This is a genomic window from Bacillus sp. FJAT-14266 (genome assembly GCF_001719225.1).
Classification (GTDB): Bacteria; Bacillota; Bacilli; order Bacillales; family Bacillaceae; genus Bacillus; species Bacillus subtilis.
On the sequence record NZ_CP017072.1, the window covers coordinates 2,853,227 to 2,876,860 of the forward strand.

27 protein-coding genes and 2 riboswitches are annotated in these 23,634 nt (G+C 42.4%); of the genes, 10 read left to right on the forward strand and 17 right to left on the reverse strand.

Annotation, left to right across the window (positions count from 1 at the left end):
• Positions 1-198: 198 nt before the first annotated feature.
• Both motA and motB read left to right on the forward strand, forming a co-directional pair.
• Positions 199-1,011 (forward strand): flagellar motor stator protein MotA, encoded by an 813-nt coding sequence (gene motA / locus BGM23_RS14665; RefSeq protein ID WP_003238984.1) that lies wholly within the window; start codon positions 199-201, stop codon positions 1,009-1,011.
• On the forward strand, positions 983-1,768 hold the full coding sequence (gene motB, locus BGM23_RS14670) for a flagellar motor protein MotB (RefSeq protein WP_003232473.1): 786 nt from the start codon (positions 983-985) through the stop codon (positions 1,766-1,768). The genes motA and motB overlap by 29 nt, the downstream gene beginning before the upstream one ends.
• Positions 1,769-1,807: 39 nt before the next feature.
• On the opposite strand, the gene mhqR is transcribed toward motB, so the two are convergent.
• Positions 1,808-2,245: a MarR family transcriptional regulator MhqR gene (mhqR, locus tag BGM23_RS14675; protein WP_003232475.1), complete on the reverse strand. Its 438-nt coding sequence runs from the start codon at positions 2,243-2,245 to the stop codon at positions 1,808-1,810.
• Positions 2,246-2,437: 192 nt separating this feature from the next.
• On the opposite strand from mhqR, the gene kinD reads away from it, so the two are divergent.
• On the forward strand, positions 2,438-3,958 hold the full coding sequence (gene kinD, locus BGM23_RS14680) for a sporulation kinase KinD (protein ID WP_072557174.1): 1,521 nt from the start codon (positions 2,438-2,440) through the stop codon (positions 3,956-3,958).
• A gap of 27 nt (positions 3,959-3,985) precedes the next feature.
• Here kinD and BGM23_RS14685 read toward each other — a convergent pair whose 3' ends face one another.
• Both BGM23_RS14685 and spo0E read right to left on the reverse strand, forming a co-directional pair.
• Positions 3,986-4,417 carry a hypothetical protein gene (locus BGM23_RS14685; protein WP_029726990.1) on the reverse strand — a complete coding sequence of 144 codons (432 nt, stop codon included), beginning with the start codon at positions 4,415-4,417 and terminating at the stop codon, positions 3,986-3,988.
• An 85-nt stretch (positions 4,418-4,502) separates the two neighbouring features.
• Complete coding sequence (spo0E, locus tag BGM23_RS14690; protein WP_003218598.1) at positions 4,503-4,760, reverse strand: aspartyl-phosphate phosphatase Spo0E; 258 nt, start codon at positions 4,758-4,760, stop codon at positions 4,503-4,505.
• 202 nt (positions 4,761-4,962) lie between these two features.
• Between spo0E and BGM23_RS14695 the strand changes: the two genes are divergently transcribed.
• Positions 4,963-5,283 (forward strand): YkvA family protein, encoded by a 321-nt coding sequence (locus tag BGM23_RS14695; protein WP_014479630.1) that lies wholly within the window; start codon positions 4,963-4,965, stop codon positions 5,281-5,283.
• Positions 5,284-5,323: 40 nt separating this feature from the next.
• On the opposite strand, the gene mtnD is transcribed toward BGM23_RS14695, so the two are convergent.
• From mtnD to mtnE, 5 genes are all read right to left on the reverse strand, one after another.
• Positions 5,324-5,860, reverse strand: coding sequence for an acireductone dioxygenase (mtnD, locus tag BGM23_RS14700; RefSeq protein ID WP_003232483.1), 537 nt, complete (start codon positions 5,858-5,860; stop codon positions 5,324-5,326).
• A gap of 14 nt (positions 5,861-5,874) precedes the next feature.
• Complete coding sequence (locus BGM23_RS14705) at positions 5,875-6,504, reverse strand: methylthioribulose 1-phosphate dehydratase (protein WP_029726989.1); 630 nt, start codon at positions 6,502-6,504, stop codon at positions 5,875-5,877.
• Positions 6,462-7,169, reverse strand: coding sequence for a 2-hydroxy-3-keto-5-methylthiopentenyl-1-phosphate phosphatase (gene mtnX, locus BGM23_RS14710; protein WP_003232486.1), 708 nt, complete (start codon positions 7,167-7,169; stop codon positions 6,462-6,464). The genes BGM23_RS14705 and mtnX overlap by 43 nt, the downstream gene beginning before the upstream one ends.
• Positions 7,166-8,383: a 2,3-diketo-5-methylthiopentyl-1-phosphate enolase gene (gene mtnW / locus BGM23_RS14715; protein WP_032677426.1), complete on the reverse strand. Its 1,218-nt coding sequence runs from the start codon at positions 8,381-8,383 to the stop codon at positions 7,166-7,168. The genes mtnX and mtnW overlap by 4 nt, the downstream gene beginning before the upstream one ends.
• An 84-nt stretch (positions 8,384-8,467) precedes the next feature.
• Positions 8,468-8,568, reverse strand: a riboswitch (SAM riboswitch).
• A gap of 38 nt (positions 8,569-8,606) precedes the next feature.
• Positions 8,607-9,803, reverse strand: coding sequence for a methionine-glutamine aminotransferase (mtnE, locus tag BGM23_RS14720; RefSeq protein WP_046664125.1), 1,197 nt, complete (start codon positions 9,801-9,803; stop codon positions 8,607-8,609).
• Between the two features lie 94 nt (positions 9,804-9,897).
• Here mtnE and BGM23_RS14725 point away from each other — a divergent pair, with 94 nt between their 5' ends.
• From BGM23_RS14725 to mtnA, 3 genes are all read left to right on the forward strand, one after another.
• The gene (locus tag BGM23_RS14725; RefSeq protein ID WP_003232495.1) at positions 9,898-10,677 is read left to right on the forward strand and encodes a carbon-nitrogen family hydrolase; all 780 of its coding nucleotides are present in this window, start codon (positions 9,898-9,900) and stop codon (positions 10,675-10,677) included.
• An 82-nt stretch (positions 10,678-10,759) separates the two neighbouring features.
• A riboswitch (SAM riboswitch) is annotated at positions 10,760-10,916 on the forward strand.
• 92 nt (positions 10,917-11,008) lie between these two features.
• The gene (mtnK, locus tag BGM23_RS14730) at positions 11,009-12,202 is read left to right on the forward strand and encodes an S-methyl-5-thioribose kinase (protein ID WP_003244973.1); all 1,194 of its coding nucleotides are present in this window, start codon (positions 11,009-11,011) and stop codon (positions 12,200-12,202) included.
• A 7-nt stretch (positions 12,203-12,209) separates the two neighbouring features.
• A complete protein-coding gene (gene mtnA / locus BGM23_RS14735) occupies positions 12,210-13,271 on the forward strand; it encodes an S-methyl-5-thioribose-1-phosphate isomerase (RefSeq protein WP_029726988.1) in 1,062 nt (353 codons plus the stop codon).
• Positions 13,272-13,303: 32 nt separating this feature from the next.
• Here the strand turns inward: mtnA and BGM23_RS21910 are convergent, their stop codons facing one another.
• The 3 genes from BGM23_RS21910 to kinE all read right to left on the reverse strand — a co-directional run bounded on the left by BGM23_RS21910 (position 13,304) and on the right by kinE (position 16,229).
• Positions 13,304-13,429: a hypothetical protein gene (locus tag BGM23_RS21910; protein ID WP_003232500.1), complete on the reverse strand. Its 126-nt coding sequence runs from the start codon at positions 13,427-13,429 to the stop codon at positions 13,304-13,306.
• An 89-nt stretch (positions 13,430-13,518) separates the two neighbouring features.
• Positions 13,519-14,016, reverse strand: coding sequence for a methylated-DNA--protein-cysteine methyltransferase (gene ogt / locus BGM23_RS14745; protein ID WP_029726987.1), 498 nt, complete (start codon positions 14,014-14,016; stop codon positions 13,519-13,521).
• On the reverse strand, positions 14,013-16,229 hold the full coding sequence (gene kinE / locus BGM23_RS14750) for a sporulation two-component system sensor histidine kinase KinE (protein ID WP_003232504.1): 2,217 nt from the start codon (positions 16,227-16,229) through the stop codon (positions 14,013-14,015). Before kinE ends, ogt begins: the two co-directional genes overlap by 4 nt.
• A 252-nt stretch (positions 16,230-16,481) precedes the next feature.
• Here kinE and BGM23_RS14755 point away from each other — a divergent pair, with 252 nt between their 5' ends.
• The gene (locus BGM23_RS14755; protein ID WP_003245573.1) at positions 16,482-17,504 is read left to right on the forward strand and encodes an acyltransferase family protein; all 1,023 of its coding nucleotides are present in this window, start codon (positions 16,482-16,484) and stop codon (positions 17,502-17,504) included.
• Positions 17,505-17,545: 41 nt separating this feature from the next.
• On the opposite strand, the gene BGM23_RS14760 is transcribed toward BGM23_RS14755, so the two are convergent.
• From BGM23_RS14760 to htpX, 4 genes are all read right to left on the reverse strand, one after another.
• Positions 17,546-17,728: a hypothetical protein gene (locus tag BGM23_RS14760; RefSeq protein ID WP_015715779.1), complete on the reverse strand. Its 183-nt coding sequence runs from the start codon at positions 17,726-17,728 to the stop codon at positions 17,546-17,548.
• A gap of 2 nt (positions 17,729-17,730) precedes the next feature.
• Positions 17,731-17,886, reverse strand: a complete 156-nt coding sequence (locus BGM23_RS14765) for a hypothetical protein (protein ID WP_003232510.1) — start codon at positions 17,884-17,886, stop codon at positions 17,731-17,733.
• Positions 17,887-18,030: 144 nt separating this feature from the next.
• Positions 18,031-19,380, reverse strand: a complete 1,350-nt coding sequence (gene ktrD, locus BGM23_RS14770; RefSeq protein ID WP_046664122.1) for a Ktr system potassium transporter KtrD — start codon at positions 19,378-19,380, stop codon at positions 18,031-18,033.
• Positions 19,381-19,553: 173 nt separating this feature from the next.
• Complete coding sequence (gene htpX, locus BGM23_RS14775) at positions 19,554-20,450, reverse strand: protease HtpX (RefSeq protein WP_029726986.1); 897 nt, start codon at positions 20,448-20,450, stop codon at positions 19,554-19,556.
• Between the two features lie 170 nt (positions 20,451-20,620).
• Here htpX and htpK point away from each other — a divergent pair, with 170 nt between their 5' ends.
• A complete protein-coding gene (gene htpK, locus BGM23_RS14780) occupies positions 20,621-21,322 on the forward strand; it encodes a transcriptional regulator HtpK (RefSeq protein ID WP_003245220.1) in 702 nt (233 codons plus the stop codon).
• Positions 21,323-21,452: 130 nt separating this feature from the next.
• Positions 21,453-21,647: an acid-soluble spore protein SspD gene (gene sspD / locus BGM23_RS14785; RefSeq protein WP_003218568.1), complete on the forward strand. Its 195-nt coding sequence runs from the start codon at positions 21,453-21,455 to the stop codon at positions 21,645-21,647.
• 10 nt (positions 21,648-21,657) lie between these two features.
• Here sspD and rsgI read toward each other — a convergent pair whose 3' ends face one another.
• A complete protein-coding gene (rsgI, locus tag BGM23_RS14790) occupies positions 21,658-22,803 on the reverse strand; it encodes an anti-sigma-I factor RsgI (RefSeq protein ID WP_029726985.1) in 1,146 nt (381 codons plus the stop codon).
• A complete protein-coding gene (gene sigI, locus BGM23_RS14795; protein WP_003245855.1) occupies positions 22,800-23,555 on the reverse strand; it encodes an RNA polymerase sigma factor SigI in 756 nt (251 codons plus the stop codon). Before sigI ends, rsgI begins: the two co-directional genes overlap by 4 nt.
• Between the last annotated feature and the right edge of the window lie 79 nt (positions 23,556-23,634).

A 23,634-nucleotide genomic window follows, 5' to 3' on the forward strand; every position in this document is an offset into this window, starting at 1 on the left:
ACAGCTTGCAAGCAAGCTGCTAATTTCAGTAGACACCCGGGCTTTTCAATTTTGGAGAGCCCGTTTTTGTTTATTTCTCCCTTCTATGCCTCTTCCTTGAATATTTCATGAACAAATTCACAATCTCCCTAAAGTTCCGGGCACCAAAACCGATATTAACCATAGACAAGCTAGTAAAAAAGGATTTGGTGAAAAACTATGGATAAAACTTCGTTAATCGGTATTATTCTTGCTTTTGTGGCATTGAGCGTCGGGATGGTTCTGAAAGGCGTCAGTTTCAGCGCCCTTGCAAACCCCGCTGCCATTTTAATTATTATCGCCGGGACAATATCAGCAGTCGTTATTGCGTTCCCAACAAAAGAAATTAAAAAAGTGCCTGCGCTGTTTCGAGTGTTATTTAAGGAAAATAAACAGCTCACAATAGAGGAACTCATTCCTATGTTCTCTGAATGGGCTCAGCTTGCACGCCGCGAAGGTCTGCTTGCTTTAGAAGCAAGCATTGAGGATGTAGATGATGCTTTCTTGAAAAACGGGCTCAGCATGGCTGTTGACGGGCAAAGCGCGGAATTTATCAGAGATATTATGACAGAGGAAGTCGAAGCAATGGAGGACAGGCACCAAGCCGGAGCCGCTATTTTTACACAAGCAGGAACGTACGCTCCGACACTTGGAGTACTCGGCGCTGTAATCGGGCTGATTGCCGCTCTCTCTCATATGGACAATACAGATGAGCTTGGACACGCCATCAGTGCCGCCTTTGTTGCCACACTTCTCGGTATCTTTACAGGGTATGTGTTATGGCATCCTTTCGCAAATAAATTAAAACGAAAATCAAAACAAGAAGTAAAACTGCGTGAGGTCATGATTGAAGGTGTTTTATCCGTTTTAGAAGGACAGGCACCGAAAGTCATCGAACAAAAGCTTTTAATGTATCTTCCTGCGAAGGACCGCTTGAAATTTGCAGAACAAGGAGAGGCGCAAAATGGCGAGAAAAAAGAAGAAGAAGCATGAGGACGAGCACGTTGATGAATCATGGCTCGTTCCTTACGCCGACATCCTTACTCTTCTCCTGGCATTGTTTATTGTGCTGTACGCGAGCAGCTCGATTGACGCAGCTAAGTTTCAAATGCTCTCAAAATCATTTAATGAAGTCTTTACAGGCGGCACCGGTGTACTGGACTACTCCAGTGTCACTCCTCCTGAAAACGAGTCAGACGGCATCGATGAAGTGAAAAAGGAAAAAGAAGAGAAAGAGAAAAACAAGAAAGAAAAAGAAAAAGCAGCTGATCAAGAAGAACTTGAAAATGTGAAGAGCCAGGTGGAAAAGTTTATCAAAGATAAAAAGCTGGAACATCAGCTGGAGACGAAGATGACTAGTGAAGGCCTTCTGATTACGATTAAAGACAGCATCTTCTTTGATTCTGGAAAAGCGACCATCCGTAAGGAAGATGTGCCGCTTGCAAAAGAGATTTCAAATCTTCTTGTGATTAACCCGCCAAGAAATATCATTATCAGCGGACATACTGATAATATGCCAATTAAAAATTCTGAATTCCAATCAAACTGGCATTTAAGCGTCATGAGAGCGGTAAACTTTATGGGGCTCCTGATTGAAAACCCCAAGCTCGATGCAAAAGTGTTCAGCGCCAAGGGTTATGGCGAGTATAAACCGGTGGCTTCCAATAAAACTGCGGAAGGCCGAAGCAAAAACCGGCGGGTTGAAGTTCTCATTTTGCCGAGAGGCGCAGCGGAAACAAATGAAAAATAGCAAAAAAGGAAGCCTTGTGACATATCAGGCTTCCTTTTTTTACTTATTATGAAACTGTTTTGCGTTTAACCCTACTCTTTTTAACATTTCGGTGCACATCTCTACCTCTTCTTCGCTTAATACGCTGATCATTTCATCAATTTCAGCAGCGTGATCAGGGAAAATATCGTTCAAAAGACCGATGCCTTTTTCAGTAATTTGCGCAAATGTCACTCGTCTGTCTGTAGGAGACGCTTTCCGAATGAGAAGTTCTTTTTGCTCCAGCTTATCTACAACGTATGTGATGCTCCCGCTAGCCAAGAGAATTTTATCTCCTATCTGCTGCAGCGGCTGATCGCCTTTATGGTACAAAAGCTCTAGCACAGCAAATTCAGTCGGATTCAGCCCATGCTTATGAATATGCTTATTCATATGATCGTTAATAGACCGATACGCACGCGACAGCACGATAAATAACTTCAGTGATTTTTCTGTCATGTCTCAATCATCCTTTTAGAAACCGTTACAGAGAAACATTAATAAACAAAGACCAAAATGTCAATAAAAATCTTTCCAATATTTCTCTTCTTTTTTAAAATGTAAGCTTGCCAACACCTTTTTCTAATTTTTTTGGTTATTTTTTCTTATTAAAGAAGAAGAAACAATGATATAATACCTCTAATCAGGTGTATGTTGGAGCGATGCAAATTGAAAATACTAAAAGGCGCCTGCGGGAGAGTCAAACTTTATATCATACTGGTCGTGATTCCGGCAATCGTCATCAGCTTTTTCGTATATGAAAAAGAAAAAGATACAATAGCTGCAGAACATAAACAAGAAGCAAGTGTCCTGCTAAACCTTCACCGCAACAAAATCAATTATTTAATCGGAGAAACAATGGCGAGAATGACCTCCTTGTCCATCGCCATCGACAGACCGGTTGATATAAAGAAAATGCAATCAATTTTGGAAAAGACCTTTGATTCAGAGCCGAGATTTTCCGGTCTCTATTTTCTCAATGCCAAAGGAGACGTCACCGCAAGCACAACCGAATTAAAAACGAAAGTAAACCTGGCCGACAGATCTTTTTTTACAAAAGCAAAGGAAACTAAAAAGACAGTCATTTCAGATAGTTATTCGAGCAGAATTACTGGTCAGCCAATTTTCACAATTTGTGTCCCTGTTTTGGACTCAAAACGTAATGTGACAGATTATCTTGTCGCAGCTATTCAAATTGATTATTTGAAAAATCTCATTAACTTACTAAGCCCTGATGTTTATATTGAAGTTGTGAACCAAGACGGGAAAATGATTTTTGCGAGCGGACAAGCCTCTCATGCAGAGGATCAGAAACCTGTCAGCGGATATCTGGATGATATCAGCTGGAATATGAAAGTCTATCCGAACCCGGTCACCATAGAAGAACTGACGAAAAGCCTAGTGCTTCCGCTTTCATGTATTATTGTTCTGCTGAATATCCTATTTATTCTCGTGCTGTATTATTTGCTGAAGCGGCAGACCCAGCTGGAGCGCTCAGAAAATGAGGCGCAAAAATTAGAGCTGATCGGGACGCTTGCTGCCAGCACAGCCCATGAAATCCGTAACCCCCTCACCGGCATAAGCGGCTTTATTCAGCTGTTGCAAAAGAAATATAAAGGTGAGGAAGATCAGCTTTACTTCTCCATTATCGAACAGGAGATAAAGCGCATCAATCAAATAGTGAGTGAGTTTCTTGTTCTCGGCAAGCCGACAGCTGAAAAATGGGAGCTGAACTCACTTCAGGACATTATCGGAGAAATTATGCCGATCATTTATTCTGAGGGCAATCTATACAATGTTGAAGTCGAATTACAGTATTTAACCGAGCAGCCCTTACTCGTAAAATGTACAAAAGATCATATTAAACAAGTGATTTTAAATGTAGCAAAAAATGGCCTCGAGTCAATGCCTGAAGGAGGCAAACTGACGATCTCCCTGGGAGCTTTAGATAAAAAAGCCATAATCAAAGTTGTGGATAACGGTGAAGGGATTTCTCAGGAAATGCTGGATCACATTTTCCTCCCCTTTGTTACTTCTAAAGAAAAAGGAACCGGGCTCGGCCTTGTTGTTTGTAAACGGATCGTACTGATGTACGGAGGCTCTATTCATATTGAAAGTGAAGTTCGAAGAGGCACAGAGGTGACAATCACCCTCCCTGTATCCGCTTCATAGCCCCCCTGACCATGTCAGGAGGGTTTTTTATCTTCGTGATCGGGCATTGCCATTCGATTTGCTTGCTGGTCTTCCAGAAAAAAGGACTTTGATGAAACGCAACAGCATTTTCAAAAGTAAAAAAAACATAAAAAATACTAAAAAACCCTTTATACCTTCCGTGGCATCTAAAAACTCCATATTCCCTCTCCCCGTCACCTTTTGCTGAATCTCAATCGCAAATACGATGACAATGATGACTGTAACGGTATAGATAAAGGACAAGGCTGTCATACTCCATTTAGAAAGCCATGTAAACACAGCGTGAGTGACGCCGAAAAAGAATATGCCAAAAATGCCGATCACCCAAAAATGCATTTCTTTGTCAGTTAAATGAATGCCAAATATTCCGCATAAGGAAATAAAAGCATCATGAAATTGATTGACCATTTCGGTAATGAGAATCGCCAGTTCTTTCATTAGTTCCCTCTTTCATATGAATTTTTCCCAGAAAAAAAGAGCGCTTCCGAAAAGCTCTCTCTTTATATATGCATCTGATAGGCCGCTATTTATTTGCATCATATGCTGGCATAACATCTCTGCGGGGCCACAAGCCTAATTTCTTTACAAGGCCTTGAATCCCTTGGGAATGTTCGTTTTCTTGCATAAGCTGGTGATATTCATTTATTAAACAATCCAGCTCCTGACTGTGCCTGATCGTGTCATGCCCTGTAAATCCCTGCTTTCTAGCGGCATCTATCATTAACTTTCTTTTTTCATCAATAGACACCAACAATCTTTCTTGTTCAGAAGAACCGCCCATTCACTTCACCCCTCGCCGCTAAGAAATAGGAAACAAGTTTGATTGGGTTATTGTGCATTATTACAGATTATACTTTATTTGTAAACATATTTTCATTAAATAAGTTAATTTTTCAGGTATAATAGATATATTGATAGGATTAGAAGAACAATACCCAGGTGAAGAATATCTTAAACACGCCGCCAGGCAGGAGGAATGCCCAATGAAGAAAAAGAAAGCAATTATGCTCGGAGCGGCAGGCGGAAAAGCAATTTTGAAGAGGAAAAACCGAAAAAAATGTATTCAGCACATCACTATTTTTTTTCAGATGCTTCGCGATTGGCGAAATGGCGACTACCCTCGTTCACAGGTTAAAACACTTTTGCTGTTAACTGCCGCAATCCTGTATATCGTCATGCCGCTCGATATCATTCCAGACGTAATCCTCGGTCTTGGATTCATTGACGATGCAGCTGTTTTAGGTTTGATTTGGACACTGATTAAAAAAGAACTGTCACAATATGAAAAGTGGCGTTTGCAATAAATATAAAAAGCCCCGTTCGATGAACGGGGCTATCTCATGCTTATTGATTCACGCTGTCTTTTTCATAAATCGGAACCCAGCCTTCAGTTGTGACAAAAATTCTCACCGCGACAACTTTGCGGTCCTCCTGAAGCGTGAAGTAATGGCGGATATTCTCAGGCACGGAGATTAAATCTCCAGGGTTTAAACGGACATCAAAAAACGTGCCGTCCTTGCCTTGAATGACAAAAATACCGTGTCCGCTTACAATAAAACGAACCTCATCGTCTGTATGGTGATGCTCTCTTTTAAAGTTTTCAAGCAGTTCATCAAGTTTCGGATTGCTGTCTGACAATGAAATAACATCCTGGGCTTTATAGCCGCGGCGGGTTGAGATATCTTTAATTTCAGTTTCGAAGGTATCAAGAATTTGCTGTTTTTCTTCTTCTGTCAGGTCATATTTCTCTGAGAGATGTTCCGGAAGCTTCGTGATATCCCATTGCTCATAAATAACCTCTTGACTGTCCAGAAAGCTTGCCACTTCCTCTTGATTTTCAATCGTTGTATTTGCCTCATCATGAATTCGAATTGTAGCCATTTCAATTCCTCCTTTTATTTAACCAGCTGATGCTGGAGTGTTTTCAATTTCAAATGGTAGCTGAACAAAAATTCATACGCTTCAAGCACTCTTTTTGCCTCAAATGCTGTTTTCCCCCAAGCCGTAATACCATGATTTCGGATCAGAACAGCTCCTGAATCTTCTGAAATCTCTTCCGCAAACAGTGCCGCAAGCGTCGGGATATGTGCCGGATTTTCTATAATCGGAATGGTCACTTCTGCGTTCTCTTCCCACAAGCCGAGTGCTTTTATAATTTCCTGGCCTTTGAATGTGATTTTCTTTTGGTCTCCGTATAACTCTGAAATCACATTATTGTTTACCGTATGGACATGCAGGCAGCATCCGGCATTGGTTTTATTGTACAAATGTGTATGCAAAAGCGTTTCTGCTGACGGTTTCAGAGAATGCCCGCTTTCAGCAGGCTCTCCGTTTTGATCGACCAGCAGAAAATCTTCAACCGTCTCTTTACGTTTATCTTTTCCGCTTGCAGTGACGAGAAATGTTAAAGGCTCATCTGTAACCTTAATTGATAGATTACCGCTAGTCGCCGGAAACCAATCTCTCTCTGCCAATTCCCGTTTTACTTCAGCGAGCTCTCGCCAGCGTTCTTGTTTTGCAGCCATTCCTGTACCTCCTTTACATTCTCAATTTCCTTTCTGATCTCATAAAAATCTTGATACGGAAGATGATTGAGGTTTTGCTCCCGACATTCGTTTAATAAATAATCCCTTGCAAAGCATAGGTCAGACAGCTTTGCTGCCTCCACATCTGTAACCGAATCACCGATCATGATGATATATTGGTTCGGTTCAGAAAGTTCATGGATGACCGACGGCTTACAGCACCCGCATTGATTGCTGCATGTGCCCTTGCAGGAATGAGGCCAGTCAATATGGATATAGTCATTGTCAAATGAAGCATGGTTGCAATAAATGCGGTCTTTCTCCACAATGCCTTCAAGCAAAGGATATACAAAAAAGTCCATTCCACCGCTTATGACATAAAACGGAATCTCGTGCTCATTGATAAATGCTACAAATTCCCGAAAGCCTTCCCTGATTTTTGCATCTTCCAATACAAAACTTGTAATCTCTTCTTTTAAACGGCTGGGCAGAAGGCCGAACATCCGCCCGACACCTTCCTTGATCGACAGCGTTTTGGAAAGTACGCCGTCTTTTAATGCCACCCACTCTGGGGGAGCAAATGTTTTCATGATATTTATAATGTTGTCGTTCATCGTGATTGTTCCGTCAAAATCACAAATAATAAAAGGTTTTCGAGTCGTCATACGGCTTCAACCTTTCCCCATTTATCTAGCGCAAGCTTAAGATCCTTGCATTGTTCGGCTTTTTCATCAATCGGCTGGGCCTCTAGGACCGCATCAATAATGGCTCTGAACGCTCGCCCCCCGCCTTGGGCACCGTTCGGATGTCCATGTACGCCTCCTCCGGCGTTAATAATGTGGTCTATGCCGAAATCACGCATTAATAGCGGAACCATGCCGGGATGAATGCCTGCTGACGGAACAGCAAATGTTTGGTTAAAAGCATCCTCTCTCACACATTCTTCATGAATCGCCAGTGCATCTGCTCTTGGAAGCGCAACCGAACCATATGGAGACGGAAAGAGGCTGAAGTCAGCACCGCAATATCGGTTTAATTTTCCGAGTAAAAGAGCGTGAGAAAAACCGTAAAACGGAGAAGACGTAAACGCTCCGCTCACTGCTGGATGCGCCATAATCGGAACTGGGATTTCAGGATCTTCTGCAAGGCCTTGCATAACGTCCAAGCCGTAAGCGAAGACATTAAACAAAAGCGCATCCGCTCCCAACTCGGCGGCGCGTCTCGCTTTGTCTTTCAGATCAGCCGTACGTCCGGTCAAATTCACCGCATACAGCGTTTTATGACCGGTTTGTTCATACGTTTCTTTCAATATTTGCTTTCCTTCTGCAATTCTTGTTTCAAAAGGCGCTAGACCAGTCTCAAAGAAAATTTCATCGTCTTTAATCAAGTCAACTCCGCCAAGCGCCTGCTGCCGGAGCTGTTCTTTAATATCACTCAGGTCCCTTCCGATTACGCCTTTAAATATGCTCATTAACAGCGGTCTCTCAAACTCTCCCAGCAGCTTTCGGATGCCGTATACGCCAAACTTCGGTCCCGGCAGTGCACGCTTAAATGCTTCAGAGAAGTGAAGATCGATTAATTTGATTTTTCCGTCCAGGGACAGCTTGCCAAACACTGTTGTCAGCAAAGCCGGAATATCCTGAGAAAAATTGATTTCAGGATAGGCAATTGTGATGACCGCTTGTTTTGCTGATGCAGGAGTTCCCTCTCTCTCCTCAACTTTTATCACCCGCCCCTTATGCTTTTGCATTTGCTCCTGTTTTACAAGGGGCAGATCAGTCCAGGAGCCTACTGTCAATCCTGTTGCGATTTGTTCTGCTTTCTTCTCTGTATCGGCTCCCGGTTCGGTCAGGAGATATGTCGCTAATAACTCACTCATGCCAGAGCTCCTTTCATTTTCATCCATATCAAAAAACCTCTTCAAACTGCAATCGCGTCTAAAGAGGTTTCGTTTCTCGTCCGAATCTTATCTCTCAGCCGCTAGCTGCAAGAATTAGCACCGTGCTTTATAAGTCGGTTGCCGGGCTTCATCGGGCTCGTCCCTCTGCCTGCTCTTGATAAGAAAATATAGATTTTATAAATTATTTTGAATTATCCCATCGTTATAAGGTCTTGTCAATGCTTTTTTGGGTAAACAGGTTCAGTTTGCCAATTCGATAAGCGGCTTCCTTAAGTCTTTCTTCACTTGTTAAAAGTCCGACTCTGACGTAGCCCTCGCCATATTTACCGAAGCCGTTTCCAGCCGCAACCGCCACATTCGCTTTTTCCAGCAAAAGATCTGAGAACTGCTCAGAAGTATAGCCTTCAGGCACAGGCAGCCATGCAAAAAAAGAACCTGCGGGAGCTGTTACATCCCAGCCGATTTCCCGGCATGCCGTGATCCAAGCGTTTCTCCTGCTCTCATACCTGGCATTTTGCTCTGCCACACACGTCTGATCGGCTAACAGTGCCTCTGCTGCAGCCTCCTGAGTCGCTCTGAAAAGACTGACAAACATATGGTCTTGATAAAGATTGATCGCTTCAATGACCGAAGCGTTTCCGACGGCAAAGCCAACCCGCCATCCTGCCATATTATACGTTTTTGACAGCGTGTAAATTTCAATTCCGATATCCTTCGCACCTTCAGTCTGCAAAAAGCTTAAAGGCTTGCAGCCGTCAAATCCTACAGCGCCGTAAGCAAAATCGTGAACGACGCAGATTCCGTTTTCAGTCGCAAAACGCACGGTATCTTCAAAGAACTCGGAAGTAGCAACAGCTCCGGTCGGATTATTCGGATAATTCAAATACATCAATTTCGCCTGTTCCCTTACTTCAGCGGTTATGCTGCTGTAATCAGGGAGAAACGCCCTGTCCTTTACGAGCGGCATCATTTCCATCTTTGCTTTTGCAAGTGTGACACCCGACCAGTAATCAGGATAACCCGGATCGGGAACTAAAATCGTATCACCGGGATTCAACAAGCATTGCGGGAGCTCGACTAGACCGGCTTTTCCGCCGAATAATACAGCGACTTCGGTTTCCGGATCCAGATCAATGCCGTATTCTCTTTTGTAAAATGCAGCAGCCGCTGACTTCAGACGGTATGAGCCGCGAAAAGAAGAATATTTATGATTCTCAGGATCAGCAACAGCTCGTTTCATCTCCTCGACAATATGTTCAGGAGTCGGCTGATCTGGATTTCCCTGTCCTAGATTGATAACGTCATGTCCTTCTGCGAGCTTTCGGTTCACTTTCTGCACCAGAGAAGCGAAGAATTGTTTAGGCAATTCCTTCAATACATGAGACTGTTCAAATTTCATCTATTCTCACCTTCTAAAAAAATCTTGAAATGATAGTCCATCATCATATATGGTTAAATGAAAAAAGTAAAGAAAAATTTGGGGTGTTAAAAAGATGAAATGGACGATATCTTGTCTTCAATTTGATATTTCATACGGCAAACCTTCGGAAAATATAAAAAAGGCTGAATTTTTCATCGAAAAAGAAAGCAAACATGCTGATGTTCTTGTTCTGCCTGAATTATGGACGACCGGATATGATCTGGCCAATCTTGATGAACTCGCTGACGAAGACGGGCGCTCCGCTCAGAGCTGGCTGAAGAAAACGGCAAAAAAACATGGTGTTCATATTGTCGCCGGGTCGGTCGCTGTCAGGAAGAATTCTGATGTTTATAATACAATGTACATTGCGGATAAGGAAGGGCAAATCATTAAAGAGTACAGAAAAGCCCATCTTTTTCAGCTGATGGATGAGCATCTGTATTTATCAGCCGGTTCCGAAGACGGATACTTTGAGCTTGACGGCGTCAAAAGCTCTGGATTGATCTGTTACGATATCCGTTTTCCGGAATGGATCAGAAAACATACGACAAAAGGCGCCAACGTGCTGTTTATTTCTGCGGAATGGCCTCTTCCCCGCCTTGATCATTGGAAAAGCCTGCTTATTGCGCGGGCCATTGAAAACCAATGCTTTGTCGCAGCCTGCAATTGTACCGGTTCAAATCCGGATAATGAATTTGCAGGACATAGCCTGATTATTGATCCATGGGGACGTGTACTTGCTGAAGGCGGCCGGGAAGAAGGCATAGTCCGAGCGGAAATCGACCTTCAAGAAAGCGCAGAAGTTCGGGAGAGCATTCCTGTTTTCGATGATATCAGAAAAGATTTATATTAAAAAAATATTGACAACTAACTAAATTACCTGTTACCATGTTCATCAACTGATAAATTAGAATTGTCAAACAAGTGAATATATTCTCTTATCGAGAGTTGGGCGAGGGATTTGGCCTTTTGACCCCAACAGCAACCGACCGTAATTCCATTGTGAAATGGGGCGCATCTTTTTCGCGCCGAGACGCTGGTCTCTTAAGGCACGGTGCTAATTCCATTCAGATCTGATCTGAGAGATAAGAGAGGCGGACATAGATGTTAAGCCTCCTTCTCTCTGAGAAGGAGGCTTTTTTACGGCCACATATTAAGTGATTACATAATTGGAGGTTATGATGATGGGAGTCACAAAAACACCTTTATACGAAACATTAAATGAAAGCTCCGCTGTGGCGTTGGCGGTGAAGCTTGGCCTATTTCCAAGCAAAAGCACGCTGACATGCCAGGAGATCGGAGACGGCAACTTAAATTACGTTTTTCATATTTATGATCAAGAACATGACAGAGCATTGATCATTAAACAGGCGGTTCCGTATGCAAAAGTGGTGGGAGAAAGCTGGCCGCTGACAATCGACCGTGCAAGAATCGAAAGCAGCGCTCTCATCCGTCAGGGCGAGCATGTGCCTCACCTGGTTCCAAGAGTGTTTTATTCTGATACGGAAATGGCGGTTACCGTCATGGAGGATCTCTCTCACCTCAAGATCGCAAGAAAAGGACTCATTGAGGGTGAAAACTATCCTCATCTGTCGCAGCACATCGGTGAATTTTTAGGAAAAACACTTTTCTACTCATCAGATTACGCGCTTGAACCTAAGGTAAAAAAACAGCTTGTTAAACAGTTTACAAATCCAGAGCTATGCGACATTACGGAAAGACTTGTTTTTACAGATCCTTTCTTCGACCATGACACAAATGATTTTGAAGAAGAGCTTCGTCCTTTTGTCGAAAAGCTTTGGAATAATGACAGCGTTAAAATCGAAGCCGCTAAGCTGAAAAAGTCATTTTTAACGTCTGCAGAAACGTTGATTCATGGTGATTTGCATACAGGAAGCATTTTCGCAAGTGAGCACGAAACAAAGGTGATTGATCCTGAGTTTGCTTTTTACGGACCGATCGGCTTTGATGTAGGGCAATTTATCGCCAACTTATTTTTGAACGCACTCAGCCGTGACGGGGCTGACAGAGAGCCGTTATATGAACATGTCAACCAGGTCTGGGAAACGTTTGAAGAGACGTTTAGTGAAGCCTGGCAGAAGGACAGTCTGGATGTTTACGCCAATATCGACGGTTACCTCACTGATACGCTCAGCCATATTTTTGAAGAAGCAATCGGATTTGCGGGCTGTGAGCTGATACGACGCACGATCGGCCTTGCCCATGTAGCTGACCTGGATACGATCGTGCCGTTTGATAAACGAATCGGCAGAAAACGCTTGGCGCTCGAAACCGGCACAGCCTTTATCGAAAAACGTTCGGAATTCAAAACGATAACAGATGTTATTGAATTATTTAAGTTACTTGTAAAGGAATGATCCATTCATGACCCATTCATTTGCTGTTCCACGTTCTGTTGAATGGAAAGAAACAGCTATTACCATTTTAAATCAGCAAAAGCTTCCTGATGAGACGGAATATTTGGAGCTGACGACGAAAGAGGATGTATTTGATGCGATTGTCACGCTCAAAGTAAGGGGCGCTCCGGCGATCGGCATTACGGCTGCCTTCGGACTGGCGCTTGCTGCCAAAAACATTGAAACAGATAATGTCACGGAATTCCGCCGCAGACTGGAAGACATCAAACAATATTTAAACAGCTCACGGCCTACCGCCATTAATTTGTCATGGGCGCTTGAGAGACTGAGTCATTCGGTCGAAAACGCGATTTCCGTAAATGAAGCAAAAACAAACCTTGTCCATGAAGCAATTCAGATTCAGGTCGAGGATGAGGAAACGTGCCGGTTGATCGGCCAAAACGCCCTGCAGCTTTTCAAAAAAGGCGACAGGATCATGACGATCTGCAATGCCGGCTCAATCGCGACAAGCCGCTATGGAACGGCGCTAGCTCCGTTTTACTTGGCCAAACAAAAAGATTTGGGATTGCACATTTATGCCTGTGAAACAAGGCCTGTCCTGCAAGGTTCACGCCTTACTGCTTGGGAGCTGATGCAGGGGGGCATTGATGTCACTCTGATCACAGACAGCATGGCCGCCCATACGATGAAGGAAAAACAAATTTCCGCTGTTATCGTCGGAGCCGACCGAATTGCAAAGAACGGTGATACGGCAAATAAAATCGGCACATACGGTCTTGCTATTTTAGCAAACGCCTTTGACATTCCGTTTTTTGTCGCCGCACCTTTATCTACATTTGATACAAAGGTCAAATGCGGCGCTGATATCCCGATAGAGGAACGGGATCCCGAGGAAGTCAGGCAGATTTCCGGAGTTCGGACCGCTCCATCCAATGTGCCTGTCTTTAATCCCGCTTTCGACATTACACCTCATGATCTCATTTCAGGAATCATCACAGAAAAAGGGATTATGACCGGAAACTATGAAGAAGAGATTGAACAGCTGTTTAAAGGAGAAAAGGTGCATTAAAAAACCGCTGGACTTTGCTCATTTGGGCCGAGTCAGCGGTTTTTTTGTTTCTTTTTGTTAACATTGATGATTTCATCTTTTTGAGCGCTTGATAAGATATGCAGTTTCACAAACAGTTCGGCAAAAACGGCAAGTTTCTCAGAGCGGCTCGGCTTCAATTGCTTTGTCCTCCTTTTTCATCAGACCAACTTTTTTAACTTAATAAAATGATATGTCGGCCGTGAAAAAAGGGAACGTGCCATATGTTTTATTTTTCTTTATAGGAGATTCGCTCGATGTTTAGCAAAAATGCTTTGATCTCCGTTTTGCTTCCGGCGTATCCTGTTAACGCACTGTTTTTGCCGATCACTCTGTGGCACGGGACAAAAATCGGCAGGTCGTTCCGTTTATTAGCCTGTCCGACAGCGCGCACCGCTTTCGGACTGCCGACCGCAGCGGCAATATCTGCATAGCTTCGGGATTCACCATATGGAATCCTCTCCAGCGCCTTCCACACTTTTTGCTGAAAAGGAGTGCCCTTTTGGCTGAGCGGCAGGGAGAATGTCTTCCTTTCGCCTGCGAAATATTCTTGAAGCTGTTGTTTCGCTTCTGCAAGATTAGATGTTTCCTTGTGCTCAGTATTCTGAACCGTTTCTTTCCAATCCACCCAATCTTCCTGACTGAGAAATAGACGAGTGATCCGGTCATCCTCTTCGGCAATGATAAGTTCACCGAGCGGCGTTTCGGCTGTCGTATAGTAGTTCATTCATCATTCCTTCTTTCTTCAGCATTCTGTCTGACAGGAAGCGTAATATGGAAAACGGTGCCCTTCCCTTCTTCACTTTCTACCATAATTTCGCCTTGATGTTCTTCAATAATTTTATAGCTTACCATAAGCCCAAGTCCAGTTCCCCGTTCCTTTGTCGTATAAAACGGTTCACCAAGTCGCTTTAATTTATCTTCTGTCATTCCGATTCCCTCGTCTTTTAAGGAGATTAGAACATGATCTTGATCCAATGCCTTTATCGTTACAAAAATATTTCCGCCGTCAGGCATCACTTCGATGGCGTTTTTTAATATATTGATAAAAACCTGTTTCAGCTGATTCGGTTCACAGTAAATCGGGGGAATGTCGTCAATTAAATCAAGTTGCATTTGTACATTGCTGAGATTGGCTTGCGCATTTAGAAGGTCTATCGTGTCCCTCATAATTTGGGTAACATGTTTTTCCTCATACATAATGGCTTGGGGCTTAGCTAAAATCAAGAATTCGGTGATAATGGATTCGATGCGCTTTAGTTCTGAGGTGATCACGTTGAAGTAAAGGGCGTAGTCTCCCTCGACACTCCCTTTCAGAAGCTGAATGAAGCCTTTAAGAGCAGTCATCGGATTTCTGATTTCATGAGCAATGCCGGCTGCGAGTTCGCCGACAACATGAAGGGTATCTGATTTGCGCAGGCGTTCCTCCAATTCTTTTCGCTCTGTTACGTCTTTAAAGATAGCCAAGTTCATATTTTGAATAATATTCCGTTTAAATGAGAATTCGAGTTTTCTGTTATCACCGCTGCTCAGCAAAAATGGAATTTCGTTGTCCATTTCATCAAAATTAATCTGCCTTGCCGGTGATGCCAGATTTTCTATTTCATAAGCAGAAATAATATCTAACAAGCTGTGCTGTTTTATCTCTTCATGTGACAGTCCCAAAATATGGCTTGCTAACGGGTTGGCGTCAATGATCCTGTATTGATTGTCGAACAATACATTGCCGTCCATTGAGCCGTTGAACACTTTTCTGAATTTCAGCTCGCTTTCCCGAAGCTCCTTTTCCATCCGCTTTCTGTCGCTTACATTTCTTAAGATCGTCAAATGCTGATTTTCAAGGATTGTCCGTTTTGAAGTAAATTCAAGCTCTTTGAATTGGCCGTTCCCCATTTGAAACAGCAGCTCTTCTCTGATCTCTCCGTATTTTGCGTATTTCCTCTTCGTTATGCTGTATTTCTGCTGCGAGTCAACGAGAAAATCACACAGCTTTCTTTTCAACAGCAAATTCATCGGCAGCTCAAAAATTTTACAGGCTGATTGATTCGCTTTTACGATTCTTCCGTCATTCGACCAGATGATGATGGCGTCCATTGCATTTTCAAAGATTTCTCTGAAGCGCTCCTCACTTTTAAAGAGCTGCAGCTCCATAGACCGCTTCTCTGTGATATCCCTCATAATGGACATATAAAAACCGCTGATGATGTTTGATGTAATCGTGAATTCAAATAGTTTTTGAACTCCTGAACGAAGCTTGACAGGCAGCTCCCCCTTCGCTTTTCCCTTGCGGTTGAGCGCCTTCCAGATATTGTCGAAATCTTTTCGTGAGCCGCTGTCTATGAACTCATACAAAGATAAATGAGACAGCTCATTATGATTGATTTCAAAGCTTTTACAAAAGGACAAATTGGCATCAATAAAACCGCCATCTTTATCAAACAGGACGATTCCGTCAACTGCTCTGTCAAACAAGTCCTTAAAAAGCTGTTCATTCATAGAGAATTCCCGCTCCAGAATCTTCTTAGAAGATATGTCCCTCATGACAACAAAAAAGAAATCCTCACCAATGCCTCTTTTGGCCAGAAACTCTATGTATTTTGTTGCCCCGCAATCAAGCCTGATCGGAACCTCCTTCCACAGAAAGCCTTTTTTAAAAAACTTCTTTACGGAAAGATTCAGTTCATCCTTTGGGATTGAAAACAAAAAATCCAAAACAGAACGCTTTTTCAAATCCTCCGAGTCAACTTGAAGCATCCTTTCTGTTGCTTCATTTGCCTGAACAATCCGCATTTCGTTATCACAAATAAAAATAGCATCGAGCGTATTGTTGACAATCACTTGATGCTGATTCAATTCCTTTTTCAGTCGCGCGTTTTCTTCTTTGAGGCGATTCAGTTCCTCTCGCAGCTCCGAGTTTGTCTGGACACCAAGAGTTTCCATGCATGTACACTCCTTCTTCAAAACCTATCCCTCAATATTTCTACAAAATGCGGGAACTTCCTTCATTTGCCCTATAAATTTCAGAAAATTTCAGCGCCATTACATTACGAAGACATTTTCTACGATCCTTACCATCACTTTACATCGACCTAACAATCAGCATTTTTTTAGATTCCTTTTTCATCTTTTATTTTAAAATATGTACCAGCAGGGAATAATCTCTTAGTGACTGATGAAAGAGAAGGTGATGCTATGAGTAAATCGCGGGACAGTTATTTCGATAACGCAAAATTTTTATTGATATTCCTTGTTGTATTCGGTCATATCCTTCGTTCCTTTATTAATGATAATCATTTTATGCTCTACCTCTACAAGTTCATTTACACATTCCATATGCCTGCATTTATTCTTGTATCCGGTTATTTCGCGAAAGGCTTTAAACGGGCGGGATATGTAAAAAAGCTGGCGGTCAAGCTGATTATTCCGTATTTGATTTTCCAAATCATTTATTCCGTCTTTTATTACATTATGCAAGATGAAAGCATGGCAAATGTGAACCCGATTGATCCGCAATGGTCGTTATGGTTTCTTGTAAGCTTATTCTTTTGGAACCTGCTCCTATATCCTTTTTCAAAGCTTTCAAAGCAGTGGGCGCTGTTTGTCAGCTGCGGAATCGCCGTGCTGATCGGTTATCTGGACTTTGTCAGCAGCACGCTGAGCTTGTCACGGACATTCGTATTCTTACCGATGTTCCTTGTCGGTTTTTATTTAAATAAACATCATTTTGATTTATTGAGATCAAAACGCGGCAAACAAATTGCGCTCGGAGTGCTTGCCGCAGTATTCGTCATCTGCTGGGGCATCGATTTTGACTATTCTTTTCTGTTTGGTTCAAAACCGTATTCTTCATTTGGAGACGTTACCCTGGTAAGCGGACTATCCCGAATCGGCTGGTATGTACTCGCCTTTGGGGCAACCTTCAGCTTTTTAGCGCTTGTTCCGCAAAAACGGTATTTCTTTACCAAATGGGGAACCCGGACATTTTACGTGTATCTGCTTCACGGGTTTATTATTAAGACATTACGACAGGTCGGGCTTGAGGATTGGCTTACTGACTATCAAAGCTTAGTGATCCTCTTGCTTTTAACAGCAGCCCTGACATCAGTCCTCTCCAGCAACTTTGTTAAGACAGTCGCTCAGCCCTTCATTGAGCTGAGGATGACCAGCTTATTGCAATTTGTCAGAGGAACGGGCAAAAATGCTTATTTAAAATAGAAAAAGCACCTCTTAAGCGGACGCCGCCTAAGAGGTCTTTTTTATTTTTGTTTTTTATTTTTGTTTTTTTCTTTTTTCTTTTCAGGCTTGGTGACTTCCAGCGTTTCGATGATCTTCCCGGCATTGTAATCCCCAAGTTCACTTGAGAACTCTTCCTCCAGCACCTTTTTATTCATAGGCTTTTTATGATTTTGCATGTCTCTGCTATGACGGTTTTTCTTCACAACTACATGCCTCCCTGCTGGCCCTGTTTGGAATTGCGGTTTGCCCCTCTAAAATTGGGGTCGTCATGATATTGTGTCTTATATGAATTGGGGTCCATGCTCTCGGTAGGTGTATTGTTATTTTTAATGGCTTCATTCACTTCAGCTTTACGCTTCATACGAATCCTCCTCGCCAGTTTTCAGACATTTTAAGATGCAGGAGCGTAAATTGCACCTGTCGAAGTTAGGTTCTCCAACTGAACAGGAGGCACACATCTTTTTTTTGGCAATCAAAAAACACCGCAAAGTATGCGGTGTTTTGCCTATCCGATAATCACTCTTTCTTTCGGATAGTGATAGTTCGCTTCAATTTCCTTTCTTCCGATCAGATACAGGAAGGTTAGGATGCCGATTCGCCCGATAAACATGACAATCATAATGACGCATTTTCCAACACTGCTCAAATCTGCCGTAATTCCAAGCGACAGGCCGGTTGTACCGAATGCCGAGCACACTTCAAACAAAAGCTCCAGCAGGGAATGTTTTTCTGTAATGGTCAGAATGAGTGTCGCGCCAAAAACGAGCAGGATCGCCATCATCGTGACAACAAGCGACTTCATCAAGTCAGCAGGGTGAAGCTCCCGTTTGAATACCTTTACGGCCTTATTGCCGCGGGCAAAATGAAACAGCGCAAGAAGGTTCAAAGCAAAAGTCGTTGTCCGTATGCCTCCCCCGACTGAGCTTGGCGACGCTCCGATAAACATCAGCGCACAAATAAAAAAGAGTGTGGAATCTGATAATTGGCTGATATCGATTGTTGCCAGTCCCCCGCTTCGGGTTGCCGTTGATTGAAACAGGGACAAAAACAAAATATCATGCCATGATTTTCCTGCGAACGCATGGTTTGCTTCCAGGGCAAAGATGCCAATGGCTCCAAACAAGACAAGTGAGCCGAACGTAATCGTCGTGATCTTTGTAAAAAGCGTAAATGGATAACGCCGATGCTTTGAAAACAGGAAATCCTTTACTTCAACAAGCACGGGAAATCCAATCGCTCCAAATATAATTAAAAGCATTGTAATAAACTGCACAAAGTAATCGTGGCGAAATGGAATCATCGAATTACCGGTAATATCAAATCCGCCGTTTGTCGTTGCACTGATACTGGCAAAAAATCCGTGTAAATAAGCTTCCTGATAGGAGTCATAGTAGGTTAAGAAATATGTGCCGAGAATCAGCCCGCCAAAAAATTCAATCCACAAGACCAGAAACAGTACCTGCTTCATCAGATTGACAATTCCTGAAAACTGGGATTGGTTTTGATCAACCATGATCAGCTTCCGTTCTTTCAGCCCGATACGTTTTCCCATGATCAGCCAAATGAATGTTCCGAGCGTCATAATTCCGATTCCGCCAAATTGCAGAACAAATGCTAATATAAAAATCCCTATTGTGCTGAATGTATCAGCTGTATCAACAACTGTCAGCCCTGTTACACTGACTGAACTGACAGCTGTAAAAAGCGCATCAATAAACGTCCAATCCGCCCCCGGTTTATGGGCCGCCGGCAAACTCAGCAATATAACGGCCACAGTAACTGCAAGAAAATAATATAATGCGATCAGCTGGGCCGGTGACAAGGCCTGTATCAATTTTCCAAACTTTAATCTCATGTAAAATCCTTCTGCCTCTCTTTTTAAGTACGGTAATTATTCTAAAGATATTAGGTCCATTTTTAAAGGCTTTTACGAAACATTTTCTTAACTTGCTTATTTTTTTATGATTTTAGTCAATGGATAAAATAAAAAACCTCTGAGAATTCTCTCAGAGGAACAATGTGTTTGTATTATTTAGCTTCCAGCCGCCTGATTCGCTCATCTAAATCAGGGTGAGTAGAGAAAAGCGAAGAGCGCTTCTTGCCATTAATCTTTAACGTTTGGACAGCTGTCTGATCGTCTTCCATAATCCGGGAAGAATAGCTTTTAAGCGTCCGCAGCGCATGAATCATCTTGTCCTTGCCGGCAAGATCCGCTCCTCCCCTGTCAGCATGGAATTCACGATGGCGTGAATACGCAAACACAACCAGGCTGCCAAGTATCGAAAAGACAATCTGAAAAATAATTATTGCAATAAAATGAACGATCGGCGCTAGATCTTCTTTGACAAAACGGCTTGCTATCCAAGCGGCGATACGCGATAAAAAGAAGACAAAGGTATTAACGATGCCTTGTAAAAGCGTCATTGTTACCATATCACCATTTGTAATATGCGCGACCTCGTGGGCAAGCACACCTTCAACTGCTGCGTCATCCATCTGCTCCAGCAGCCCTGACGATACTGCGACAAGTGAACGGCGTTTTGACGGTCCAGTCGCAAACGCGTTTACTTCAGGTGAACGGTAAATCCCGACTTCCGGCATTTTCGTTAAACCGGCAGAGCGGCTTAATCTGTGAACACGATCAACCAATTGCTGTTCCTCATAGCTGAGCGAGTGTTTTTTCGGATTCAGCACTCTGACACCCATCATCGTCTTTGCCATCCATCTGGACATCGCAAGAGACGTAAAGGAACCGACAAATCCAACGACTAAACTGAACACAAGAAGCGCCATTGGATCGATACCGCCATCAGCTGTAAAGTACGTCCCGACTCCTGTAACAGAGCTTAAAACAGACAAAACGATCCCGATTGTTGTAAGCACCAAAATATTCGTTAGAATAAACAGAAAAATTCTTTTCGCCATAACAACCTCCGTTATTTTAAGTTCAAAAGAACCTGTATATTTAAATTATAAAACATCCATTTGAAAATGCAAGGAATTCGACGTATGATGTTAATGTAATTTGCTGACGCTTGAATTTTGAACTTATACATAGACCTATATCCGCGTCAAATTGTTTAAAGAGGTGAACAATGAACATTTTTAAACTCTCTCGAACCGATATGGTGCGGCTGCTCTATTCCCTAAAAGGACAAGGAGAACATAGCCCGCTCGACATTCTCGTCCAATCAGCGAACATGTCAGCAGAAAAAGCAGCCAATCATCTAGAAATTCCTGAATTTCTTACAAGATATGAACGAAAAAAACAGAAAAAAGAATACGGACTGTCTACAAATGAAATCGTAGAGCTTGGCAACTTATGCGAGCTGACTTCGTTAAAGTCAACCGCGATTCAAAACTGGGTAAAGCGTGATATCAAAGATCTGATCGGACACCCTGAGCTAGGCAAAAAATACTCAATTGAACAGGCAGTTATTCTTTTAATTGTACGTGATTTAAAATCCATTTATGACTTTGAACACATACGGGCTATTTTAAAAGTGGCCTTTAACACAATCTCAGACAGATCTGATGATGTCATCAGCCCGATTGCTTATTATGAAAGCTGCGCATATGTGCTTGATGCCATCCATCACCAAGATACTCCTTCTATGAAAGAATCAAATCTGCAGGAGATCGCCGAACAGGAGACAGAGCGTCTCCGTCACCGTTTTGAAGAACTGAATGACAGCCAATGGCTTAAAATCAGACAGATTATCGCCATTACAGTCCTCTCCATTTTGACATTCCATATTCAGGCAACCGCACATAAAATGACAGCAGACATTCTATAGTCTGCGCCACCCCGGCTCAGAGGCCGGGGTTTTATTTTTCTCCACAACAATTGCCAGCATAAATAAACCCCGTATATTTCAAACTAAATACGCGTTAAGAATTTCTTTATCGAAAAAGGAGATGAAAAAGATGGCGAGCAGAAATAAACTCGTTGTTCCAGGGGTGGAGCAGGCACTAGACCAATTTAAACTCGAAGTGGCTCAAGAATTCGGTGTGAACCTTGGTTCTGATACAGTCGCACGCGCTAACGGCTCTGTAGGCGGAGAAATGACAAAGCGGCTGGTACAGCAAGCACAATCACAATTAAATGGCACAACTAAATAAATTCAGGTCTTTATTCGCCGGGGGCACTCGGCGAATCTTCATTTTTAGCTGAATTATTATCACTGCTGTAGCCGTTTGGATTACGTCGGTCTGAAGCGTTATCCCTTCTGGACGAAGAACGGTTCTTGCCTTGTTCACCATTGTTCCAGTCCCTGTGATATTGGCTTTGGCCCTTGTCAGCGCCGTTATTTTCATTTCCTTTATCTTGAGGATCTTGTATTGGGGTTTGCTCATGGTCCCCATCTTTTTCGGTATTTGTGTTTTCATCTGATTCCTTTATTTTTTTATCTTTGTCACTATCATCAATCTGGTCATCCGCTTTCTCTTCTTTCTGGTCTCCGGAATCCGCATCATTCAGCTGTTCATTATCTCCTTGCTTGCTGTCCTGGGTGTCAGTTTGATCGGTGTTTTCATCCTCATTTTCATCACTCTTTTGATCCTCTTCCCCGGATGGTTTGCTGGAGTCATCTTTTAAATCTTTATTGTCATTCTTTTCATTTGATTTGATGTAGCTGCCTGTTGAGACGCCTTCTTTCTTCGCTTTTTCCCTCGTTTGCATATCTGACTCGAGAGATTCCATGCGGTATGTCGTTTTATATTTTTCAGTCACATCATTCAGCTGTTTTTTCACAGCCTTTTTATATGTATTGTCTTCTGTGTTTTCATAAACAGTGGAAATCAATATTTCTTTCGATTTTTTTACATACCCGTGTTCACTGCAGTCGGTTATAATATCGTCAATCACCTTTTTAAAATCAGTCTTCTCCCAATCATCTATATCATTCACGACTTTCTGTCCCTCATCGTTTAGAGGCGTCAGTTCAATCACTTCATAATCGCTGTTTAACGCCATTTCGACGCTTGGATTGATATCGATTGTCATATACGCATAGGCCTTATTATTAGAAAAAACGGGGAGAACTATAAAAATAAAGAGCATAATAGCAGTCATCGTAAAAATCCCCATTTTGAAAGGGCGCAGTTTAAAAAAATCAAAAAAGCTGGCCCTTCTGCCCATGCGTGTTTCACTCGGAAGCATGATTTCTTCTCCGATTTCATAGCTGTGTCGATCATTTTTGGCTTTTAAAAATTGTCCGTCAGGGGTCAGCAACGTGACGAATTTTTTATTTTTCTCTACTATAATCCCTCTTCTCATGAGTGCAGCACCCCTTTAAGATAATCTTTTAAATAAATATAATCACCCGTAATGATAATACACATCGCAATAATATATTTTCTGTTTCTCTCAATCGTTTTTCGGCTTACAGAGACAAGCTGTTCAAGCTGTTTGACCGGAAGCTGCTTCTTTGTATACAGGATAGCGGCCAATTCTTCATGTTCAACAAGCGTCATTGCCACCTTTATGGCGTTTTGCCTTGCATCCGTGTGCTTTGGAGAATTTTCAAGCAGTTCTTTAAACGATAAACCATAATCCTTGAGCTGCTTTTGAAAATAGAGGATTTCCTCCCGCCTCTGCTCCTGTTCAATCTGACGGCGGTATTCATCAATGGAAAGCTCGGCTTCAATCAGGCTTTGTGATGACTCCTGATCGTCTCCTTCCTGTAAATCGATATTTATATTTTGTGCGCTTCTGGCTTCTTTTCTAATGTAATCAATGACTTTTCTTTTTATAATAAGCTCAGCAAATGCGAGCAGAGAATTTCCTTTTTCAGGTGAATATTTTTCTATAGCTTCATTAAACGCGATCAGTCCAATACTGAACTCATCGTCTTTTTCATCTATATATCGTTTACAAACGGATGAAACCGTCTTTGCGATAAATGGCTTATATTGCTGTATTAATTCATTTTGCAGATCTTTATTGCCTTTTTGTATACTCTCAACAGCTTTTTCAAGTGTTTGCTTCTTTTTTCCCAATTTAAACAAAAGGCTAAGCACTGGTTTCACCTCAGTTCCTCCCTATAACTACTCATTAATGATAGCTAATTTGATAGGGATTCGCAAAGGAGAAAAAGAAATATTGATT

Coding starts and splice junctions, on each gene's coding strand:
- motA (WP_003238984.1), top strand. CDS start 199: ATGGATAAAACTTCGTTAATCGGTATTATTCTTGCTTTTGTGGCATTG.
- motB (WP_003232473.1), top strand. CDS start 983: ATGGCGAGAAAAAAGAAGAAGAAGCATGAGGACGAGCACGTTGATGAA.
- mhqR (WP_003232475.1), bottom strand. CDS start 2,245: ATGACAGAAAAATCACTGAAGTTATTTATCGTGCTGTCGCGTGCGTAT.
- kinD (WP_072557174.1), top strand. CDS start 2,438: ATGTTGGAGCGATGCAAATTGAAAATACTAAAAGGCGCCTGCGGGAGA.
- BGM23_RS14685 (WP_029726990.1), bottom strand. CDS start 4,417: ATGAAAGAACTGGCGATTCTCATTACCGAAATGGTCAATCAATTTCAT.
- spo0E (WP_003218598.1), bottom strand. CDS start 4,760: ATGGGCGGTTCTTCTGAACAAGAAAGATTGTTGGTGTCTATTGATGAA.
- BGM23_RS14695 (WP_014479630.1), top strand. CDS start 4,963: ATGAAGAAAAAGAAAGCAATTATGCTCGGAGCGGCAGGCGGAAAAGCA.
- mtnD (WP_003232483.1), bottom strand. CDS start 5,860: ATGGCTACAATTCGAATTCATGATGAGGCAAATACAACGATTGAAAAT.
- BGM23_RS14705 (WP_029726989.1), bottom strand. CDS start 6,504: ATGGCTGCAAAACAAGAACGCTGGCGAGAGCTCGCTGAAGTAAAACGG.
- mtnX (WP_003232486.1), bottom strand. CDS start 7,169: ATGACGACTCGAAAACCTTTTATTATTTGTGATTTTGACGGAACAATC.
- mtnW (WP_032677426.1), bottom strand. CDS start 8,383: ATGAGTGAGTTATTAGCGACATATCTCCTGACCGAACCGGGAGCCGAT.
- mtnE (WP_046664125.1), bottom strand. CDS start 9,803: ATGAAATTTGAACAGTCTCATGTATTGAAGGAATTGCCTAAACAATTC.
- BGM23_RS14725 (WP_003232495.1), top strand. CDS start 9,898: ATGAAATGGACGATATCTTGTCTTCAATTTGATATTTCATACGGCAAA.
- mtnK (WP_003244973.1), top strand. CDS start 11,009: ATGGGAGTCACAAAAACACCTTTATACGAAACATTAAATGAAAGCTCC.
- mtnA (WP_029726988.1), top strand. CDS start 12,210: ATGACCCATTCATTTGCTGTTCCACGTTCTGTTGAATGGAAAGAAACA.
- ogt (WP_029726987.1), bottom strand. CDS start 14,016: ATGAACTACTATACGACAGCCGAAACGCCGCTCGGTGAACTTATCATT.
- kinE (WP_003232504.1), bottom strand. CDS start 16,229: ATGGAAACTCTTGGTGTCCAGACAAACTCGGAGCTGCGAGAGGAACTG.
- BGM23_RS14755 (WP_003245573.1), top strand. CDS start 16,482: ATGAGTAAATCGCGGGACAGTTATTTCGATAACGCAAAATTTTTATTG.
- BGM23_RS14765 (WP_003232510.1), bottom strand. CDS start 17,886: ATGAAGCGTAAAGCTGAAGTGAATGAAGCCATTAAAAATAACAATACA.
- ktrD (WP_046664122.1), bottom strand. CDS start 19,380: ATGAGATTAAAGTTTGGAAAATTGATACAGGCCTTGTCACCGGCCCAG.
- htpX (WP_029726986.1), bottom strand. CDS start 20,450: ATGGCGAAAAGAATTTTTCTGTTTATTCTAACGAATATTTTGGTGCTT.
- htpK (WP_003245220.1), top strand. CDS start 20,621: ATGAACATTTTTAAACTCTCTCGAACCGATATGGTGCGGCTGCTCTAT.
- sspD (WP_003218568.1), top strand. CDS start 21,453: ATGGCGAGCAGAAATAAACTCGTTGTTCCAGGGGTGGAGCAGGCACTA.
- rsgI (WP_029726985.1), bottom strand. CDS start 22,803: ATGAGAAGAGGGATTATAGTAGAGAAAAATAAAAAATTCGTCACGTTG.